General features: G+C 62.7%; 16 protein-coding genes. 10 read left to right on the top strand and 6 right to left on the bottom strand.

Features of this window, described 5'->3' with window-relative positions:
- Positions 1 to 203 precede the first annotated feature (203 nt).
- The gene (locus tag ACGLHR_RS13120) at positions 204 to 3,638 is read right to left on the bottom strand and encodes an adenylate/guanylate cyclase domain-containing protein (protein WP_400094318.1); all 3,435 of its coding nucleotides are present in this window, start codon (positions 3,636 to 3,638) and stop codon (positions 204 to 206) included.
- An 81-nt stretch (positions 3,639 to 3,719) separates the two neighbouring features.
- On the opposite strand from ACGLHR_RS13120, the gene ACGLHR_RS13115 reads away from it, so the two are divergent.
- Complete coding sequence (locus ACGLHR_RS13115; protein ID WP_400094317.1) at positions 3,720 to 3,950, top strand: hypothetical protein; 231 nt, start codon at positions 3,720 to 3,722, stop codon at positions 3,948 to 3,950.
- Between the two features lie 81 nt (positions 3,951 to 4,031).
- On the opposite strand, the gene ACGLHR_RS13110 is transcribed toward ACGLHR_RS13115, so the two are convergent.
- From ACGLHR_RS13110 to ACGLHR_RS13095, 4 genes are read right to left on the bottom strand one after another with little or no spacing between them, the layout of a single operon-like run.
- Positions 4,032 to 4,766 carry an MgtC/SapB family protein gene (locus ACGLHR_RS13110; RefSeq protein ID WP_400094316.1) on the bottom strand — a complete coding sequence of 245 codons (735 nt, stop codon included), beginning with the start codon at positions 4,764 to 4,766 and terminating at the stop codon, positions 4,032 to 4,034.
- A 12-nt stretch (positions 4,767 to 4,778) separates the two neighbouring features.
- Positions 4,779 to 6,131 carry a TolC family outer membrane protein gene (locus ACGLHR_RS13105; protein ID WP_400094315.1) on the bottom strand — a complete coding sequence of 451 codons (1,353 nt, stop codon included), beginning with the start codon at positions 6,129 to 6,131 and terminating at the stop codon, positions 4,779 to 4,781.
- Positions 6,132 to 6,175: 44 nt separating this feature from the next.
- Positions 6,176 to 9,229 carry an efflux RND transporter permease subunit gene (locus ACGLHR_RS13100; protein ID WP_400094314.1) on the bottom strand — a complete coding sequence of 1,018 codons (3,054 nt, stop codon included), beginning with the start codon at positions 9,227 to 9,229 and terminating at the stop codon, positions 6,176 to 6,178.
- Positions 9,226 to 10,338, bottom strand: coding sequence for an efflux RND transporter periplasmic adaptor subunit (locus ACGLHR_RS13095; RefSeq protein ID WP_400094312.1), 1,113 nt, complete (start codon positions 10,336 to 10,338; stop codon positions 9,226 to 9,228). The genes ACGLHR_RS13100 and ACGLHR_RS13095 overlap by 4 nt, the downstream gene beginning before the upstream one ends.
- Before the next feature lie 467 nt (positions 10,339 to 10,805).
- Between ACGLHR_RS13095 and ACGLHR_RS13090 the strand changes: the two genes are divergently transcribed.
- Positions 10,806 to 11,426, top strand: coding sequence for a TetR/AcrR family transcriptional regulator (locus ACGLHR_RS13090; RefSeq protein WP_400094310.1), 621 nt, complete (start codon positions 10,806 to 10,808; stop codon positions 11,424 to 11,426).
- A gap of 6 nt (positions 11,427 to 11,432) precedes the next feature.
- Here ACGLHR_RS13090 and ACGLHR_RS13085 read toward each other — a convergent pair whose 3' ends face one another.
- Positions 11,433 to 12,080, bottom strand: a complete 648-nt coding sequence (locus ACGLHR_RS13085; RefSeq protein WP_400094308.1) for a TetR/AcrR family transcriptional regulator — start codon at positions 12,078 to 12,080, stop codon at positions 11,433 to 11,435.
- A 466-nt stretch (positions 12,081 to 12,546) separates the two neighbouring features.
- On the opposite strand from ACGLHR_RS13085, the gene ACGLHR_RS13080 reads away from it, so the two are divergent.
- The 8 genes from ACGLHR_RS13080 (at position 12,547) to ACGLHR_RS13045 (ending at position 19,078) form a co-directional block, all read left to right on the top strand.
- On the top strand, positions 12,547 to 13,185 hold the full coding sequence (locus ACGLHR_RS13080) for a paraquat-inducible protein A (protein WP_400094371.1): 639 nt from the start codon (positions 12,547 to 12,549) through the stop codon (positions 13,183 to 13,185).
- The gene (locus ACGLHR_RS13075) at positions 13,182 to 13,856 is read left to right on the top strand and encodes a paraquat-inducible protein A (protein ID WP_400094307.1); all 675 of its coding nucleotides are present in this window, start codon (positions 13,182 to 13,184) and stop codon (positions 13,854 to 13,856) included. Before ACGLHR_RS13080 ends, ACGLHR_RS13075 begins: the two co-directional genes overlap by 4 nt.
- Positions 13,840 to 15,471 (top strand): intermembrane transport protein PqiB, encoded by a 1,632-nt coding sequence (locus ACGLHR_RS13070; RefSeq protein ID WP_400094305.1) that lies wholly within the window; start codon positions 13,840 to 13,842, stop codon positions 15,469 to 15,471. Before ACGLHR_RS13075 ends, ACGLHR_RS13070 begins: the two co-directional genes overlap by 17 nt.
- Entirely contained in the window at positions 15,468 to 16,076 is a 609-nt protein-coding gene (locus ACGLHR_RS13065; RefSeq protein ID WP_400094303.1) for a membrane integrity-associated transporter subunit PqiC, read from the top strand. Before ACGLHR_RS13070 ends, ACGLHR_RS13065 begins: the two co-directional genes overlap by 4 nt.
- A gap of 293 nt (positions 16,077 to 16,369) precedes the next feature.
- Positions 16,370 to 17,194, top strand: coding sequence for a GntR family transcriptional regulator (locus ACGLHR_RS13060; protein ID WP_400094301.1), 825 nt, complete (start codon positions 16,370 to 16,372; stop codon positions 17,192 to 17,194).
- 201 nt (positions 17,195 to 17,395) lie between these two features.
- Entirely contained in the window at positions 17,396 to 17,707 is a 312-nt protein-coding gene (locus tag ACGLHR_RS13055; RefSeq protein ID WP_400094299.1) for a tripartite tricarboxylate transporter substrate-binding protein, read from the top strand.
- A 55-nt stretch (positions 17,708 to 17,762) separates the two neighbouring features.
- Positions 17,763 to 18,533: a cupin domain-containing protein gene (locus ACGLHR_RS13050; protein WP_400094298.1), complete on the top strand. Its 771-nt coding sequence runs from the start codon at positions 17,763 to 17,765 to the stop codon at positions 18,531 to 18,533.
- On the top strand, positions 18,530 to 19,078 hold the full coding sequence (locus ACGLHR_RS13045) for a 2,4'-dihydroxyacetophenone dioxygenase family protein (RefSeq protein ID WP_400094296.1): 549 nt from the start codon (positions 18,530 to 18,532) through the stop codon (positions 19,076 to 19,078). Before ACGLHR_RS13050 ends, ACGLHR_RS13045 begins: the two co-directional genes overlap by 4 nt.
- Positions 19,079 to 19,082 lie beyond the last annotated feature (4 nt).

Genomic DNA, 19,082 nt, shown 5'->3' with positions numbered 1-19,082 from the left:
TAGGATGCTCTAAAGTGCCACCAGCCGGCTGCCATTGGACGGGGCACGGCTTTGTCGCCATTGCCATGGAACACGATCATCAGTCGCCCGGCCGCATTCAGCAGCGCGCTTCCGCCCCTTGACTTGCCGATGCCGTTGCCACCCCGCAGCGCGGACGGCAGGTCGTGCACGCTGCCCCTGGACAAGCCCGAATGGATACCCGCTTACGTCAGGTTTTCCAACAATACTTTTGCATCTTGCCAGTCAACGGTATCGAATCCCTCGGTGAACGTGCCATGAATACCGGCCAGGATTGAGCGCGCAGCATCCGTCTTGCCGCAGCGTTGCCATAGCCGGGCCATGCTCAGCGCACATTTCAGTTCGACTGACCTGGCACCCTGGTCACGAGCAATGGTGATTGCCGCCTGAAAACAGGCTTCGGCTTCTTTGGCCCTGGTGGACGAGCAGGCTTCGCCGTCAGACAACATCAGAATCAGTTCCCCCTTGAGCCGAAGCAGAATCGGCTCAGCGAACCGCTCGCCCGTGTTCTTCACCAGAGCCAACGCCTCACTCAGCACACGAAGCCCTGCCTCGGCTTGCCCTGCTTTTCCATAAGCGTTGGCGAGCAACCCCAGAAGCGTCGGCAGACCCAATGCCGCTCCGGTGGCTTCGCGGGCGCTGAGGCCTTGGTGTATTTGCGCGATTCCCTCCTCATGACTACCCTGCTCGGCCAGCGCCCAGCCGCGCAGGATCGTTCCCCAACCCAGATAGAGGGGGAACCCCTGGTCGCTTGAAAGTGCGATGGCGGCGTCTGCATACTCACGCGCCAGTTGCACTTCGCGCCGGTACTGGTGCAATTCGGCCGCGAAGATCAGGCACAAGGCAAGGCCGAACGGATCAGAGGACTTTCTGGCCAGCGCCAGCGCTTCCTCGCTGCGCGCGCGCGACTGGTCCGGCAAGCCCAGAAACCAGAGCGTCCAGCTTAATGTGCTCTGGATATGAAGGGCGAGGTTCGGCGCATGACGTAGAAGTTTGCTGTATGTTTGCCGATCGGGGCGGTGCAGTGCCAGCGCCTGCTCCATGTGCGTCCGGGCCATCCTGATCTCGCCCAGACGGAGCAAGGTGGCGCCGAGAATGCGGTGCGCCTCCGCGAGCTGTTCCGGATCTTGTTTATCCTGCGCGAGACCGAGCAGCCGCTGCGCCAAGGCGTGTGCCGTACTGAGTTGCGCACGCAATAGATAAAACGACCACAGTCCTAACTGCGCCGAGAAGATCTGCGGTATTTCCCCGCCCTGTTCGCACAAGGCTAATGCACGCGTGTAGGTCTCCTCCACCTCTGGCGCACCATAGCCTCGAGCGGCCATCCAGGCAGGACCGAGGGTCAGCAGCACGGTGAGTTCCTCCCGGGCTCGTTCGGGGGTGTCTGCCATGGACTTGAGCAGTTCGAGGGCTGCACCGAGATGATGGATCGCTTCGATCTGTGCTGAACGCTGCAAGGCCTGCTGGCCCGCCAGATGCAGGTATTCGATGGCTTTCGGCACATTGCCACTCTTGCTGTAATGGTGAGCCAGTTCGCTGCAATAGTCCTTCAGCCGGCCTGGAAACAACGTCTCGATGGCCCGGGCCGTGCGTTCATGCAGCACACTGCGCTGACCGGTCAGCAGGGAGTTAGCGGCCACCTCCTGGGTAAGCGCGTGTTTGAACGCGTACTCCACTTCCGGGAATGCGGGACGCTCGTAAATGAAATCGCCGGCCTGGAGGTCACCCAGAAGCGGGCGCAGTTCCTCTTCCGGTTGCGCGGTGACATGCTGGATCAGACTTAAGGGAAACTCTTTGCCGATGATCGCAAGGGTCTGCAGCAAGTCCTTCTGGGCGACGGGAAGCCGGTCGATACGGGCGGCGAGCACCCCCTGCACGGTCGTCGGAATATGAAGTGACGAAGGGGCGTTCTCGATCCGGTAGCTGCCGGGCTGGCCAGGCAAGACGCCCTCCTCGGCCAGCGTCTTGACGACTTCCTCCATAAAGAACGGGTTGCCCTCCGTCTTCGCCAGGATAAGCAGTTTCAGGGGCACGAGCGAGGGATGGTCTCCCAGCAGGGCCGTGAGCAGGCTCTGTGCCTCCGCTTGCCCCAGCGGTTCCAGTTGCAATTGGGTGTAGTAAAGTTTCCCGCCCCAGTCATGCGCGTATTCCGGGCGGTAGTTGACGAGCAGAAGCAACCTGGTGCGCGGCACATGCTCGATGAGGATATTGAGAAAGGCCTCGGTCTCACTGTCCAGCCATTGCAAGTCTTCGAACAAGACCATCAGCGGCTGATTCTGGCTCTCACGCATCAGTAGCCGTGCAATGGCTTCGAAGGTGCGCTGGCGCCGGATGGTGGCGTCCATCTTGGGCAGCGCCGAGCCCGCTTCGCTGATACCGAGCAGGTAAAGCAGATAGGGCAGATGGTCCTCCAGTGTGCGATCCAGGGTCAGCAACCTGCCGGTGACTTTCTCGCGATACAGCCGTTCGTCATCCTGCGCGGTTATCTGAAAGTAGTTTCTCAACAGATCGATCAAAGGCAGATAGGGAAAGGCCTTGCCATGCGAAACCGAAAAGGTTTCGAGCACCATGCAGCCCCGCTGCGAGCGTGCCTTGAATTCGTGGTACAGACGCGACTTGCCGACACCCGCCTCGCCAACCACCCCGACGATCTGCCCTCGCCCCGCCCTGGCCGACTCCGACGCCTCCTGCAAGCGCTCCAATTCGGCCCGGCGGCCGACAAACCGTGCCAAACCGCGATGCGCCGCCACTTGCAGGCGCGTGCGCAAGGCGCCAAGGCCGAGCACCTCATAGACCGCAAGCGGCTCCCGAATGCCCTTTACGTGCGTGGTCCCGAGGCCCTTGAACTCGAAGTACCCCTCGGTCAGCTTATGGGTCGATTCGCTGACGAGGATCGACGACGGTGTTGCGACGCCTTCCATCCGGGAGGCGATATGGATCGTGTGCCCCACCGGGTCGTAGTCCGCTCGCAAGTCATCCTTGCGGATCGAGCGCACCACCACTTCGCCGGTATGGATGCCGACCCGGATCTGCAGCGGGACACCCTGCTCCAGACGGTACCGGTCACCATGGCGGCGCATCGTTTCCTGCATGCGCAGCGCCGCGTACAACGCCCGCAAGGGGTGGTCCTCGTGGGCAATCGGCGCGCCGAACAGCGCCAGGATGCCGTCGCCCAGGGATTTGGCAACGTATCCCTCGTAGTGATGCACGGCCTCCATCATCAGCGCGATCACGGGGTCGATCAGCCCGCGTGCTTCTTCGGGGTCCAGGTCCTGGATCAAGGCGGTCGAGCCGGCCATGTCCGCAAACAGCGCCGTAATGGTCTTGCGTTCGCCGGCAGCCTGTCCCCTGGCCTCCATCGCGGCCTGCTCGGCGAGGATGCGTTCGGCGAGATGGGGCGGCGTGTAAAGAACCGGTGCGGGGACAGCGGGCGTTGGCCGTGCGGCAGCGACTGGCGTTGCGGCCAGCTCCGTCATGGGCGCGCCGCAAGAACCGCAGAACCTTGCTGCGGGGCTGGACTCATGGCCGCATTGCGGGCAGATCTGCGCAAGCCTTTGCCCGCACTCCTCGCAGAATTTTCCTCCCGCGGGGTTCTCGAACCCGCATTTTGTGCAGCGCATATCGCCCTCTGACAGCCTTCGCCTGCCACGAACTCATTAGAGGCGTAATGACCGCCCGTCGCAAGGGATAAGTTGCTGAAAATGCCGCTCACCAAAACGGTCAAGGTGCACTTTGAGGCTCTCAAGGAAGGGGGTTGTCGGCGGGTTATGCAGCAGACAATGAATTCCATTTTCAGGTTGGAGCACCTGCCCGGTATCGCGCAGGCCGAGCGCTTGATTGTGGCGACCAACGCTTCCGGCGGCGTGACCAAGACCTCGGTCGTCCCGCGCGTCAAGCTGACCGGCACTGCTCGGCTTCCCGGCCCACGCTGACGATCGCGTATTCAAGTCCTCGACCACTCCGGCCGAGGGCCCGTCTTATAGGCAAGATTTCGGTGTGTTCGCTTACCCGGCTCAACTGCGCACCGGTACGATGCTGAACCGGGAGACACCCTGGGTTGCAGCCATTTCGGCCGCCAGTCCTGCCGGCGATAGCGCGCGCGCCTTGTCCGGCGCGACCAGGCTGACTCGCCACACGGCCTGGTTGTCGGCAAACGTGATGGTCAGGCTGTCGTGCAGCACGCGATATCCGCGGGACTTTGCCCTGTCGATCAGTAGATCGAGATCCGGCGCTTCGCCGGGTTGGAAGGTCAGAGACACATCAAGCGTCATGCGCCCCGGAAGCCTGGACTCAAGCCGGTGCAACAGAGACATCGAGCTCACGCAGAGCACGGCGAGCAGCAACGCGGCGGCATAGAATCCAACGCCGAGCAACACGCCTATGGCCGAGGCAGCCCAGATGGATGCCGCGGTCGTGAGGCCGCGGATGCGCATGCCGTCCTTCATGATGACTCCGGCGCAGAGGAAACCGACGCCGGTGACCACGCCCTGGATGGTATGGGTCGGGTCTGCCTGGATGTGCGCTGTGGCACCGCCGTACCAGAGCGGCGCGTGACCGACGAACACCGTCAGCGCCGTCGACGCCATGCACACGAGGCCATAAGTGCGCATGCCGGCGGCGCGGCCGTTATATGAGCGCTCGTAGCCAACCAGCATGCCGAGCAGCAGCGCGCCCACCATGTTCAGCCCGATGAACGCGTTGGCGGCGAGAAAGGCGCCGCTCCAATAGTGCTGCAGATCTCCTAGCATAGGATTTCGCGATCAGGCGGCTGCGAGCCAGGCATTCAGCGAGCGCAAGGTTTCTTCGCTCAATTCCCCCGCCGCCGCGGCAAGCTTCAGACGGCCAAGGAGGTAGTCCAGGCGTGCCTGGACCAGGTCGAGCTCAGCGGTGAACACGCGCTGCTGCGCGTCGAGGACGTCGGGTTGCGTACGGGTGCCGACGTCCCGGCCAAGCGTCGTCGCCGCGAGCGCGCTACGCGCCGAAGTCAACGACTGCTCGAGTGCAGCGACGCGCGACACGCCGGTTTTCACCGAGAGGAATCCGTCCTGCACCTTCAAACGCACGTCTCGCCGGGCGGCGGCAACCTCCTGCTCCGCCTGGCTCTTCCTCGCGACCGATTCCCGCTCGCGCGAATCCAGTCCGCCGCCCGCGTACAGCGGAATGTTGAGCTGCAAGCCGATCGTCGCGGTTCGGGTGTTGCTGCCTGCAATCCAGGGAGCCAGGTTGCCGGTTTGCCCTTGTGCGCCATAACGCGCCACGAGCGCGAGGGTCGGGCGACTGCTGACGCGGTACTTATCGATCTCCGCGCCGGCAACGTCGTGCTCCGACTGCCTGGTCTTGACGAGGTAGCTCTGTTCTTCACCCTTTGCCTGCCACGCCGTCAGATTGTCCGGCTCCGGCGGCCGCGGCGCGAAGCCAGGCGCCAACCCGCTGAGCTGATCGGGCGGCATGCCGACGGTTTCCAGGAATCGCGTGCGTCCCTGTTCGAGCGCAGATTGCGCCGTGACCTCGCGACTCTCCACCCCATCCAGGCGCGCCTGGGCTTCATGAAGATCGGTGATCTTGCCCTGGCCGATGTCAAAGCGCGCCTTCGCGCGGTCGCGTTGCTGTCGCAACGCCGCCTTCTCGGCCTGCACCACGCGGAGCGTCTCCTCGCCCAACACCACGCCGAAGTATGCCTCGGCCACCCGCAAAGCCAGATCCTGGCGAGACTGGTCGAATTGCGTTTGCGCCAGGTTGGATTGCTCGTGCAACTGCCGCCTCGTGGCCACAGCGGTCTTGTCGTACAGCGGCTGCACGAGCATCACCCCGGCCTGCCGAGCAGTGCCCGAACTATCGGCGGAGACCAACGGCGCGAGCTCGGCAGGCGGGTTGGCGGACGAACGATTGTTGATCCGGTCCAGTGCCGCCTGGAGGCTTACGCGGGGACGCAGCAAGGCGTTGCCTTGCACAGCCTTCTCCCGCCCCGCCGTGAGCGCATCATTCGCAGCGAGGCTCGTCGGATCATGCGCCAATGCCTGCTGATAGGCCCCCACGAGATCGATAGCGCCCGACTCTCCGGCGTTCATGAAAAGCATGCAGCCCAAAGCCACCTGCCCGGCCCGCAGGGCCATACTCAATCTTTTCATCGCATTTACTCTCAACGTCACATTTGCGATCAGACGGTCGCAGGGCGCTTGGCCCGGTACCAGGTCGCGTACAGAGCGGGAAGGAAGACGAGCGTCAGCACCGTGGCAACGGCGAGTCCTCCCATGATTGCCCACGCCATGGGGCCCCAGAACACGGAATGGGTAAGCGGCACCATCGCCAGAATTGCCGCCAAGGCAGTCAGCACGATCGGGCGTAGCCGTCGCACCGCCGCCTCGACGATGGCCGTCCACAGTGCGACGCCCGCGCCCACATCCTGATCAATCTGTACGACAAGGATCACCGAGTTGCGGATGATCATTCCAGCGAGGGCGATAACACCCAACATGGCGACAAAACCAAATGGGATCTGGAACGCCGCCATGATCGCGCTCACACCGATCAGCCCGAGCGGCGCGGTCAGCAGGACCATCGCCATCTTCCTCATGTCCTGCAGTTGAATCATCAGCAGCACGAGTACCACGATGATCGTCACAGGCATCACCGCGAATACAGAACGCTGGGCCTTCGCACTCGATTCGTAAGCGCCGCCGATCTCGATGCCATACCCGAGCGGGAGCTCCTTTTCCAGAGCGTCGATCTTCGGCTGTATTGCATGCGTGACGTCAGGTGCCTGCGCCCCCGCGATGTCGGCGCGAACGGTCAGCGTTGGCACACGGTTACGCCGCCACAGTTCGCTTTCCTCGCTGTCAAGCGTGAGTCGGGCCACTTGCGAGACCGGTACAAACTTGCCGTCGCGCACATAGATCTTTGCGTCCTTCAGGTTGTTCAGGTCCGTGCGTTCCGCGGCGACGAGGCGTGAGACCACGTCGATACCTTGGTCTTCCTCGCGGTACTGCGTGATCGGCGTGCCCGACAGCGAGGCCCCAAGGGCCTCTTTGATCTGGCCTGAGCTGATACCCAGTGCACGCGCCTTGTCCTGGTCGACGTCGACCTGCACGCGCTTGATGCGTTCGCCCCAGTCCAGGTTAACCTGGCGCACGTGCGACTCTTCACGCATGATGTCCGCCACCTGCTGCCCGATTGCACGAACTTTGGCGTTGTCCTGCCCGTACACGCGGAACTGCACCGGGTAACCGACAGGCGGACCGTTCTCCAGGTGATTGACGCGGCCACGCACATTCGGGAATCTTCCGTTGAACAGCTTCTCGAGCTTCTCCTTCACCCGCTCCCGCGCCTCACCGCCCTTCGTCATCACCAGCATCTCGCCGAGGTTCAGATTAGGCGTCTGCGCATCGAGAGGCAGGTAGAATCGTGGCGCACCGTTACCAACAAAGCTGGTCACCGCCGCAATGTCCGGATCGCCCTTGAGCAGGCCTTCCAGCTTCTGGACCTCGCGCTGGCTCGCCTCGAAGGTCGACGCCCTCGGCATCCACAGGTCAACAATCAGTTCGGCCCGGTCAGATGCCGGAAAGAATTGCTGGGGTACTGCCTTGAACAGCACCAGTGCGCCCACGAATGCAGCGAGCGTGATGCCGATCACCCACACGCGATGCTTCAGGCAGAAATTGATGAAGCGGCGGAACTTGACATAGAAGCCGCGTTGGTAGACCGCATCTTCATCATGCGACGCGTGCGCATGCTCCTTCAACAGCTTGAAGCCGATGTAAGGTGTAAAGAGGACGGCCACGATCCATGACAGCACCAGCGAAATGCCCACCACCTGGAACAGCGAGTACACATATTCGCCGGTGCCCGACTTCGCAAAGCCGACGGGAAGAAAGCCCGCAGCTGTGATCAACGTGCCCGTGAGCATCGGGAAGGCGGTGGCCGTGTACGCGTATGTGGCGGCGCGGAACTTGTCCCAGCCCTGCTCGAGCTTCAGCGACATCATTTCGACGGCAATAATCGCATCGTCCACCAACAGTCCGAGCGCAATGATCAGCGCACCCAGCGAGATGCGCTGCAAGTCGATGCCCATCACGTACATCGCCAGGAATGTCATGGCCAGAACGAGCGGGATGCTGAGCGCGACGACCAGTCCGGTCCGCAAGCCCAGCGACAGGAAGCTCACGACGAGCACAATGACCACAGCCTCGGCCAGACTCTTCTTGAACTCGAAGACGGAATGCTCGACGATACGTGGCTGGTCGCTGACCGCATGGATCTGCACGCCCACCGGCAGGTTGGACTCGATTCGCTTTACCGATTCGTCAAGCTTTGCGCCTAGTCGGATCACGTCACCGCCCTTGCGCATGCTCACCGCAAGCCCAATCGCCTCGCGGCCGTTGAAGCGCATCCTCGAGGTGGCAGGCTCCACAAAGCCGCGACGGACGTCTGCGATATCGCCAAGGCGGAAGGTACGTTGGCCAGCACGGATGCCGATGGCGCGAATCCCTTCGACCGAGTCAAACTCGCCACTGACGGCCAGCCGCACTTGTTCCGCGGTGGTTTGCACAGTCCCGCCTGATGTCACGGCATTGGTTTGTGCGAGCGTCGACGCGACCAATGCCGGGTCGATCCCCAGCGAGGCGAGCTTGGCGGTGGAGACTTCCACATAGATCTTCTGTTCCTGCTTGCCTACGAGGTCGACCTTGTTGACGTCGCCGACACGAAGGAACTCATTACGCGCGGCGTCCGCAATCCGTCTCAGGTCGTCATAGTCGAAGCCATCGCCCGTGATGGCATAGAGGTTACCGAACGTGTCTCCGAACTCGTCATTGAAGAATGGGCCCTGCGTGCCCTGTGGCAAGGTATGCCGGATGTCCTCCATCTTCTTCCGGACCTGGTACCACACATCCGGCACGGTGCCCGGTGGTACGTCCTCGCGCAGGTTGACCTTGACCTGAGTTTCGCCCGGCTTCACGTAGGTGGACGTATAGTCGATCTCCGCCACCTCTTGCAGCTTGCGCTCGATCTTGTCGGTCACCTGATCGGCCATCTGCTGCGCCGAGCTCCCCGGCCAGTACGCCTGCACGACCATGGTCTTGATCGTGAACTCGGGGTCCTCCTTCTGACCCAGGCTGCTGTAGGCCAGTACGCCGGCCACGGACAACAGCAACAGCAGGAACCCGATCATCTGCTGGTGCTTCAGCGCCCATTCGGACAGGTTGATGCCTTTCACTTCACACCTCCCGCCCTGGCGACAGACACCGTCTCGGCCACTTTCACCTGCTGGCCAGGCTGCAGCATATGCACGCCGGCACTCACTACGGTCTCTCCGCCCGCCAGTCCCCCAACCACGATGACGCTGTCGTTCTGCGCGGCGCCAAGCTTGACTTCACGCGCGATCACCCGCGACGTCTTCGGGTCGACCACCCACACCTGCCGGCCATGTTCATGATCGACAATGGCGGTCAGCGGCACGCGGACAACGCCATTGCCGTCCACGTCGGGTGCTATGACAGACGCTGTCATGCCTAGCCGCAGGAGGTCCGGATCCGCGTCCTGAATGGAAATGCGTGCCGAGTACGTCCGCGTGACGCTGTCCGCGTCCGGCGCAAGCTCACGGAGCTTGCCCGTCCAGGACTTGTCCGGATGCGCCCATACCGTGATCGCCAACGTCGGCGCCTTACGCAGTTCGTCGACTCGCGACTCCGGAATACTGATCGAGACCTCGCGTTCGCCGTCAGCCGCAACGGTTGCGATCGACTGCCCGGCTGCGACCACCTGGCCGGCTTCCGCGTTGATTGCACTGACTACGCCATCGCGGTCGGCCACGAGCGTGGTAAAACCGCGCAGGTTGGCATTCAGCTGCTGGCGCGCCTGGGCAGAACGCAGTTGTGCTTCCGCCTGGTTAAGCGCCAGCCGCTGCTGGTCCAGTTCGGCTTGCGAGGCAAAGTTCTGCGCGAGCAGTTGCTCGGTACGCCGAACATCCACCCGCGCCTGGGCTACCCGGCCCCTTGCCGCATCAGCCTCCGCACCCGCCGCGGCCACCTGCAACGTCTCCTGGGTAGGATCGAGCTGGAACAACGGCTGGCCGCGCTTGACGTGGCTGCCCACTTCCACCATGCGCGCGACGATCTTGCCGGCTGTGCGGAATCCCAGTTGACTTTCGTAACGCGCACGAACCTCGCCTGAATAGGTCGCGCCGACCGACCCGGCAGTACGTCCGGCGACCACTGTCCGCACCGGCCTTACGTCCGCGTGTTCAGATGCGGAGTGCGGTGTACAAGCGGCTAGCAGATGTGCCGCGATGATGATATGAGCTGCCGCTCGATAGTTCCTGTTCAATTTCTGCCCTCCAGTAAGGTCCGTCGCTCGCCTGCGAGTCATCAGCGATCCACGCCACCGAGCCGCTCCACGGACTCGTGCTGGCGTCAGCGACGGCAGGCCTGTTAGGGCTTTCGCCCTTCCCGATAGCCCGGAATATACATCATAATGACTTACGTGTCATGATGACGTACAATTTATTTTATGTGTGGAACGGGACGACTATGACGTACCGGATTCCACATGAGACGAAGAAGGTGCGTGCGACCGCAAGCATGTGGACGCGCAGAGACAAGCACTGGATGCGGAGTGATGTGATGGGCAAGACCGAAGGCGCAGGAAGTGCTGTGCGCGCGGCCATGTCGACTCATTGACCATAAGGAAAAAACAGATCAATGACCCCAATACAGAAGAGATTGGCAGCTGAAACAGAACCGTGGGAGACTCGCGACCACCGTCAGCGAGTTGCGGCAAAGCGGCGGCAGCGTATGCGCTCGCTGTTGCTGAACAGTGCGATGCGCTTGATGGTAGAGAACAGGGCCGCGACGCCTTCCATCGACGACATCATTACGGCAGCACGGGTGTCACGTGGAACGTTCTACAAGTACTTTCCTTCGTCTGACGCGATCGTGCGGGAGCTTGTTGGGAAGATTGCTGAACAATGGGTGCGGGCCGCCGACCCCATTGTGCGCGGCCATGACGACCCGGCCGAGCACATCGCCAGGGGAATACGGCTGGCGTCGATACTTACGATACGCCAGCCGGGTGTGGCTGGAATCCTTGGCCGGCTTGGCTGGGCTGGCTACCAGGCACCCAATATGCTGGAGTTTGTCCGCAGGGACATAGAGGAAGGTGTTCGACGCAATCGCTTCAAGCCCATTCCGACCGCCCTGGGGTTCAATATCGTTGCCGGCGCGGCAATGAGCGCAATGCACCGCATGCTTGAAACCGAATGTCGCGAAGATTTTTCGGAGCTCGCCGCCGCCGTGGCATTGCGTGCCTTAGGCGTGGAGGAAGCGGCGGCTGATGCGATATCCAGGTCGCCGCTGGATGCGAGCGAAGTGCTATTCGATGGCTTGCTCGCCGAAGCGAGCGGCGAAGTGCCGTAGCGTTGGCTACGCTCGCGAGTTGGAGGGCTCGGCCATTTCGGCGAGCTTCTCCTGTGCCTTTTCGAGCAGTGATTCAGGCGCAGCGACCAGCTTTGGCAAAGGCGCAGAGGTCAACTTTGTGGCATTCGATGCAGACACGCCGAGCGACCGCAACACCGCCCGGACAATCCGCTCAGGATAATCCTTAGTCGTTTTTCCCTGGGCCATACGGTGAACGGCGATTACCCCCGCGCCCGCCACCATGTCCAATGCAACATCGGCCGAAGCCTCGTCAAACGTGCCCGTCTTCAGGCCTTCCTTGATATCCGAGGGCAGGTACTCGTACACGGCACTCTTCTTGCCGACCAAACTCAGGCCGGTACCGGAAAGAAACTGCGCCACCACAGGATAGGATCGTGCAAGGTGCAGATACAAGCGAATACCCGTTGCAACACGCAACGCCGGGTCTTCGATATTGCCGACCACGCTCTCGATCATTTGCACCATGTCGTGACTGAGCGCTTCGCTGACAGCCGCCAGCAGATCGTCGTTAGTACGGAAGTAGTTGTAGAAGGAACCTTGTGAGACGCCAGCTGCCGCGATGACTTCCGGGATCACGCTGACTCCGATACCTCGTTGCGCAAAGACAATCATCGCGCTTTCAATGAGACGCATGCGCATCCGTGCACGCCGTTCGGCTGCAACGCGAGGGCGATGGTCTTTGAGATCAGGGGCGGCAGGCATCTTCAATTTGAGGACCTTATGTGATTGGACGATTATATCAATACGCCGCTACAACGCCGACAACATGGCGTAAGCCACGTCCCGCCTTCCTTGATACGAACAAGCTCAGGGCCGTCCTCGGCTCGCATCGAGTGCGCAGCGTAGCGCAGTGTCTGCGCCACCTGCATGCTGCATGAAACGGCGGGACAAGGAGGCGTTTTGCAGCAGAAGTGCCCGTTGCAATCCTTATACAATACTAATTGTCATGATGACACGCAAGTCATTTTGTAGCAGAATACCGAAATCCCGAAAGATTCCGGTGCGCTCGACGCACTGCTTGCCTCATGCAACGAGGCCGATAACCCCAGGAGACCTCGTGCATCAGAACCACATCCCGCCGCCAGCTCCACCACAGGACATGCACCGGCTGGTTGCGTGCGAGCATTGCGACGCACTCCATATGCGCGTGGCACTGCAACCGGGCGAGCGTGCCACCTGCCTGCGCTGCGGCGGTGCACTCTATCGCAACAGTTCGCTTGCCTATCGCCGCCTGCTGCCGCTCGTGGTGACCGCTCTGATCCTGTTCATGATCTCGAACGCGTACCCGATTGTCGCTATGGAACTCAAGGGCTCGCGCATGGAGACCACGCTATGGGGCGCCGTCCAAGCACTCTACGCGGATGACATGACGCCGGTGGCGATGCTCGTGTTCGCCACGACGATCCTGCTTCCGCTAGCCGAGTTACTCATGATGTGCTACCTCCTCGTGCCAATGGCGCAGCACCGCATGCCACCCGGATTCGACCGCCTTGTGCGCGGCATTCTCCAGACGCGGCCGTGGGGCATGATCGAGGTTTTCATGATCGGCGTGCTGGTGACGGTGGTAAAGCTGTCGACCATAGCGCAGGTGCTTGCTGGCGTCGCGCTCTGGTCGTTCGGTGCCCTCGTGGTCGTACTTGCCGCCATCCTGTCCTTCGATCCGCGCGAACTGTGGCATCACCTCGATGCGCACGGTGCAGATGACATACAAACCTGCTCGCCGGACGCCGCATCATGACCGCGACTCAATTGCCCTACGCGACCGCCACTTCGCGCGGACTGCTGTCATGCCACGCTTGCGACCGGCTCAGTCCGATGACGCTCGAGGCCGGACCGTGTCCGCGCTGCGGCGCCGTACTGCATCATCGAAAGCCGGCCAGCGCGTCGCGCACCTGGGCCTTCCTGTTGGCCGCTTACCTTCTGTATATCCCAGCCAATCTGCTCCCGGTGATGGTGACGCAGTCAATTCTCGGGACGCAGCGCGACACCATCATGTCCGGCGTGATCTATCTGTGGCTGTCCGGCTCGCACATGCTGGCGCTCGTGGTGCTGATCGCCAGCATTGTTGTCCCGCTGCTGAAGATGATGATCCTGACATTGCTGCTGATATCGGTGCGCCGCAGATCGACCTGGCGCATCCGGGAACAGACCCGGCTCTACGCGCTGGTCGAGGTCATCGGCCGGTGGTCCATGCTCGACATCTTCGTCGTGGCACTGCTGGCCTCGCTGGTGCAGGTCGGGGCGCTGGCCACGATTACGCCCGGGGCCGGGGCCCTGGCCTTTGCCTCGGTTGTCGTACTGACCATGCTCGCGTCACTGAGCTTTGATCCCCGTCTGCTGTGGGATGCGCTTGAGATGTCGCCTCCTCCCATCGAATTTCCGCACTCCGACCATGCCAGAACACACTAATCATCCCCCGCTTCATGGTGTACCGCAGCCCGGGCGCAAGCCTCGCGCGCGTTGGCTACCCTCGCTCGTCTGGCTGATCCCCATCGTTGCGGCGGTAGTCGGAATTTCATTGTTGATCAACACGCTAGCATCGCGCGGGCCCGAGATCACAGTCACATTCCGCACCGCCGAAGGCCTGACGCCGGGCAAGACCCCCGTGCGCTACAAGGACGTCGATATCGGATTGGTCAAGACGGCACGGCTGGCAGCGGACCGTTCGCATGTAATCGCGACGATCGCGCTGACCAAGGATGCGGAGACCTTCGCCGTGGCCGACACACGCTTCTGGGTGGTACGGCCACGCTTTGCAATCAGCGGCGTGTCGGGGCTCGAGACGCTGCTATCGGGCGCGTATATCGGCGTGGATGCCGGCAAGTCAGGCGAGACGACGCGTAGCTTCACCGGGCTCGAAGTCCCGCCAACTGTCACTGCCGACGCCTCAGGCAGGCAGTTCGTGCTGCGTGCGCAAGACCTGGGCTCGCTCGACATCGGCTCACCGGTCTACTATCGTCGCGTGCAGGTCGGCCATGTCGTAGCGTATCAACTCGAGCCGAACGGCCACGACATCACGCTGCGGGTCTTCGTCAACAAGCCCTATGACAAGCTCGTCTCCGCCGATACGCGCTTCTGGCATGCCAGCGGCGTCGACCTCAAGCTCGACGCGAACGGGCTGAAGTTGTCCACGCAGTCGCTGGTCACCGTGATGCTTGGCGGCCTGGCCTTCCAGGCGCCGGAGCACTCGACTGCGCACGCCACGGCCGCCGAGAACACCGAGTTCCTGCTTGCGGCGGACCAATCGGAAGCCATGAAGGAGCCGGAGGAACTCGCCCCCGCGCTGGCAGTGCTCAACTTCGATCAGTCCGTGCGCGGCCTGTCTCCAGGTGCGCCAGTCGATTTCCGCGGTGTGACCGTCGGGCAAGTCCGCTCGATCGGTATCGAATACCAGCGTGACAAGAAGGCCTTCCGCATGCCCGTGGTGGTGGAACTCTATCCGTCTCGCATGGGTCTGCGCGAGAAAGACGTGGCTGACGACACGCGCAAGCTCGCCATCGTGCATAGCCTGGTACAGCGCGGCATGCGTGCGCAGTTGCGCACCGGCAACCTGCTGACCGGCCAGCTATATGTGGCACTCGATTTCTTTCCGAAGGCGCCTCTGCCGGCTGATCTGGACCTGAACGCGTCGCTGCCTGAGTTCCCCACCACGCCGGGCACCTTCGACGAGCTGCAAGCCAAGCTTGGCGACATTGTGACCAAGATCGGTAAGGTGCCGTTCGACCAGATCGGGCAGGACGCGCGCACGGCGATGGTGTCCATGAACAAAATGCTCGTCAACGCGGACAAGCTCGTGGCACAGGTCAATGGCGACGTGGCACCAGAAGTGCTCGCCGCGCTGAAGGATGTGCGCCGCACCCTCGCCACGGCCAATGGCGCGCTGGCGCCCGACGCATCGCTGCAACAGGATACGCGTCGGATGATGCAGGAACTCACGCAAACGGCAGTCTCGCTGCGCACGCTGACCGATTATCTCGAGCGGCATCCCGAAGCACTGCTGCAAGGTAAGAGGGAAGAGAAATGATGAAACGTCTGACGATGCTTTTTACGCTGGCCGCCGCGGCCACGACCATGATGAACGGCTGCGCGTCGCCCGAGGCGCGCTACTACACGCTGGCTGCCAGTCGCTCCAACGCCGCGCCGGCCGTGACAGGGCGAGCCAGCCGCAGCAGCGACCCGATATGGATCGAGGTCACGCCGGTGCGCGTGCCCGAGCGGCTGAACCGCATTCAGCTGGTGGTGCGTGACGGCACCAGCGGGGGGGTGAAGCTGTTCGACACATCGCGCTGGACGTCCCCATTACCCGACGAGCTACGCGATGCGCTGTCGCAGCAACTGCAATCGACGCTTGACGCGGTGGATGTCTACCAGCACGGCCTGTCGGCAACGCAGCCGGCCTTCCGGGTAACGACCGAGGTGGTCAACCTCGACGCCAATGTGGGCAAGTGGGCAGCGGCGACCATCGCCTGGACCGTGCGGCGACTGCCGGACGGCAAGGTCCTGAGCGGCCGCACCGAAACAGAGGTGCCCGCGCCCGGGCAGGTGGAGGGCGTGGTGAATGCGTATCGGGAGATCCTCGCGGCAACCGCGGCCGATATAGCAGTCGGCGTGCAATCGCTTAATCGCTGAATGTGCGCCATTACGCACCTTTAACGGAGTGGCGCGGCGACCAAGCCGGCATATCGACCGATTAGGTGTTAGTGCCATAGCCAGACTTGTGAGGGGCGTCGCCTGACCAAGGGCGTGGCCAGGCGTTCTAGCTCGCGTTTCAACTAGTTCAACAGACAAATCAAACCTGCTGCCACCGCGCCACATCTCGACCCTTTCCGTTTCCAGCCGAACAGCAGTGGACGCCTGCTCGCTAAGGGCCTGTCCCGTTCTTCTAGTGCATACTCCTATAATCTGAATGTTAGGCAATTGGAATGACGGACGATCGAACGACGGGGATTGAGCGGGCGGAGCTGTCGGCTGAACGGGGCGTTGCGCAATATCAGCGGCTCGCTTCGTTGTTGAGGTACCGGATCGCAAAGGGCGAATATCCGCTCGGCATGCTGCTGCCGCCGATCACGCAGCTCGCGGCTGACCTGGGCGTGGCCGTCGTTACCGTCCGGCAGTCGTATGAGCTGCTTTCTAAAGAAGGGCTGATTCGTAGCCAGCGAGGCATCGGGACCCACGTGGCGGCCCTGCCCGCCACCACGGGCGACCTCGAATTGGCGATCAACGATCCGTTCGCCGCGCCTGAGGCGCTCGCCTTTGACGTACTCGAAGTCCGGCGCCACACCAGGGTGCCCCAGGAACTGCTCGGACCGGGCGACCAGTCGAACGGCGAATACGTCTGTGTCCGCAAGCTGCACACCTATTCCGGCGAGCCGTTCTGCTACGCGGAGATCTATGTGTTGACCCCGGTCTTCGAATCCTTGCCCAAGGACACCGCCAAGAACAAAAAGCTTCTCGCCGCAGTGCTCGATGAACTGGGCTCGCGGAGCAAACGTGTGCGACAACGCATGACCGTGATGCCGGCGGATTTTCCTCTGTGCGACATGCTGAAGATCCCGTTCGCCTCACCCGTCGCGAAGATGTCGCGGTGTCTTCTTGATGGCAAAGGCAGCGTGCTGTACGCAGGCGTCACTTGGTATCGGGGCGACCGCTACGTCTCAGAGATCGACATCCCCGCGTCCGCATTGAAAACGGTACCCGCCATCACCGAACCCCAACGGCGGGCAGCTAGCGAGCGCAAGCAAGGCTAAAGCCCTCCTCGTTCAGCCTCTAGGGTAAACAAGGGGCAGAAAAATCTTTCCTTAGCTTCTAAACTTCCAACATTAGAACTTTGGGAGATATCCAGTGACATGCAGACCCAGCAGCGCGCGGTTCCACGCCGTCGTGAGGTCCGAAGGCAAGCGGGCTGACGACTCCATGCATGCGCCGGTGGGCCAGGCTTCACCGTCGCGGTGGACGCTTCTATTCCTCCGGCGCGTTGCCGCCGCAGCTCTGCGTTTCCCGCCGGACCGGCGTCCGCCTCGAGCGCGGACCGTGAGCCGCTGCTGCGCGACGTATCCACCTTGCAGGAAGCCGGTCTGAAGGACTTCGAAATGACGGTGTGGTCGGCGACCTTCGTTCCCGCACGGACGCCGAAGGACACCGTCGCGAAGTTGAGCGAGCTACTGCGCACCGCGCTGGCCGATCCGGCCGTGCGCCAGGAACCGCCAACACCGGCGGCCGCAGCCGCGGATCGATGCCCGACGAGTTGCACACGTTCGTAAATTCGGAAATGGCCAAGTGAGCCACCGCCGTCAAGACAGCAGGAATCCAGCCAGAATGAAAACCCTCCCTACCGTGATCCGGGCGGCAGACCTTGCCGCCTACTCGCCGGCCAACCACACCGGCACCTCCAACGTCCGCGTGATCGGGCCCGAGACCGTCGGCGCGACGGCGCTCGAAGTGCTGGTCGGCACGATCGTGAAATCGCACGGCGCGCGGCCCCACGCGCATCCCCACCTGGAGCAATGCGCCTACATGATCGAGGGCACCGGCGAGTCGGGGGCGCAGGGCCGCGTGGAAGCGATGGAGCCCGGGACCTGGGCCTACGTGCCGGCAGGCGTGTTCCATTCGTTTCGCGTGACCAGCGACCAGCCCGGGCGACTGCTGGTCGTCTATGCGCCGCCGTATGGCGAGAACCCGGCGCACACGATCACGGAACCCGACGGCGCTGCCGCCGTGCCCGCCCACGGCCGGGTGCGCGTGCTTGCCGCCGGCGACGCCGGCACCGGCAAGGTTCCCCTCATCGACCGCGAGACCGCCGGCGCGCGCTGGGTCGACATCTCGGCGCTGCGCATGCCTGCCGGCAGCACATCGGTCTGCACGACGGAGCCTGACGCCGAGCAGGTTCTCTACGTCGAAGACGGACGGATCGACGCGCGTGTCGACGGGCGGGACTTCGGTCTCGCCCCGGGCGATTTCCTGTTTCTTCCGCGCGGGGCCGCCGCCTCCCTGCGCTGTCCGCCGGAGCGACCTGCGTCCGGCTTCCTCATCAAAGGGCGGCTTCCGTCCACTGTTTCACCTCCTCTAACAAACGGAGACAACTCATGAACGCAAGAATTCTCGCGCAGCCCACCACGTCTACCGGCGCCCTCCTGCCGCTGCCCGCCCTGCCGCAGGACAAGCTCCTGACCGTCAACATCGAGCAGATCCCGCTGATCAAGGATGTCTTTCCGGGCATCCACATCAAGCCGCTGCGCCTGGACCCGGAGCGCGGAGAGTGGGTCTTCATGGCCATCGTGGAACCCGGCTGTTCCCTGCCGATTCACTACCACACCGGTACGGCGCAGGTGTGGACGCTCCAGGGCTGCTGGAAGTATCGCGAGTACCCCGACCAGCCGCAGACGGCGGGCTCCTACCTGTACGAGCCCGGCGGCTCGGTGCACACCTTCTACACCCCCGAGGACAACACCGAGGACACCATCACCATCGCCTGGATCGAAGGCGCGCAAGTGAGCTTCAACGAGGACGGCACGTTCCACTCGCTCAATGACGCGCTCTCGATCCAGTACGCGATCCAGACTCTCGCGGCGGCGCGCGGCATCGGACCGGTGCCCTACGTCCGCGGCAACGGCGCCGACGTCGCCGGTTCCTGACCGG

The sequence above is a fragment of the Cupriavidus sp. CuC1 genome (assembly GCF_044627735.1).
Taxonomy (GTDB): domain Bacteria; phylum Pseudomonadota; class Gammaproteobacteria; order Burkholderiales; family Burkholderiaceae; genus Cupriavidus; species Cupriavidus ulmosensis.
The sequence above is the reverse complement of the archived record's forward strand: the minus strand, read 5'-3'. Positions and strand labels throughout refer to the sequence as shown.

Coding starts and splice junctions, on each gene's coding strand:
- ACGLHR_RS13045 (WP_400094296.1), top strand. CDS start 18,530: ATGAACGCAAGAATTCTCGCGCAGCCCACCACGTCTACCGGCGCCCTC.
- ACGLHR_RS13080 (WP_400094371.1), top strand. CDS start 12,547: ATGCACCGGCTGGTTGCGTGCGAGCATTGCGACGCACTCCATATGCGC.
- ACGLHR_RS13075 (WP_400094307.1), top strand. CDS start 13,182: ATGACCGCGACTCAATTGCCCTACGCGACCGCCACTTCGCGCGGACTG.
- ACGLHR_RS13110 (WP_400094316.1), bottom strand. CDS start 4,766: ATGCTAGGAGATCTGCAGCACTATTGGAGCGGCGCCTTTCTCGCCGCC.
- ACGLHR_RS13090 (WP_400094310.1), top strand. CDS start 10,806: ATGCGCTCGCTGTTGCTGAACAGTGCGATGCGCTTGATGGTAGAGAAC.
- ACGLHR_RS13105 (WP_400094315.1), bottom strand. CDS start 6,131: ATGGCCCTGCGGGCCGGGCAGGTGGCTTTGGGCTGCATGCTTTTCATG.
- ACGLHR_RS13085 (WP_400094308.1), bottom strand. CDS start 12,080: ATGCGTCTCATTGAAAGCGCGATGATTGTCTTTGCGCAACGAGGTATC.
- ACGLHR_RS13120 (WP_400094318.1), bottom strand. CDS start 3,638: ATGCGCTGCACAAAATGCGGGTTCGAGAACCCCGCGGGAGGAAAATTC.
- ACGLHR_RS13050 (WP_400094298.1), top strand. CDS start 17,763: ATGAAAACCCTCCCTACCGTGATCCGGGCGGCAGACCTTGCCGCCTAC.
- ACGLHR_RS13115 (WP_400094317.1), top strand. CDS start 3,720: ATGCCGCTCACCAAAACGGTCAAGGTGCACTTTGAGGCTCTCAAGGAA.
- ACGLHR_RS13060 (WP_400094301.1), top strand. CDS start 16,370: ATGACGGACGATCGAACGACGGGGATTGAGCGGGCGGAGCTGTCGGCT.
- ACGLHR_RS13065 (WP_400094303.1), top strand. CDS start 15,468: ATGATGAAACGTCTGACGATGCTTTTTACGCTGGCCGCCGCGGCCACG.
- ACGLHR_RS13070 (WP_400094305.1), top strand. CDS start 13,840: ATGCCAGAACACACTAATCATCCCCCGCTTCATGGTGTACCGCAGCCC.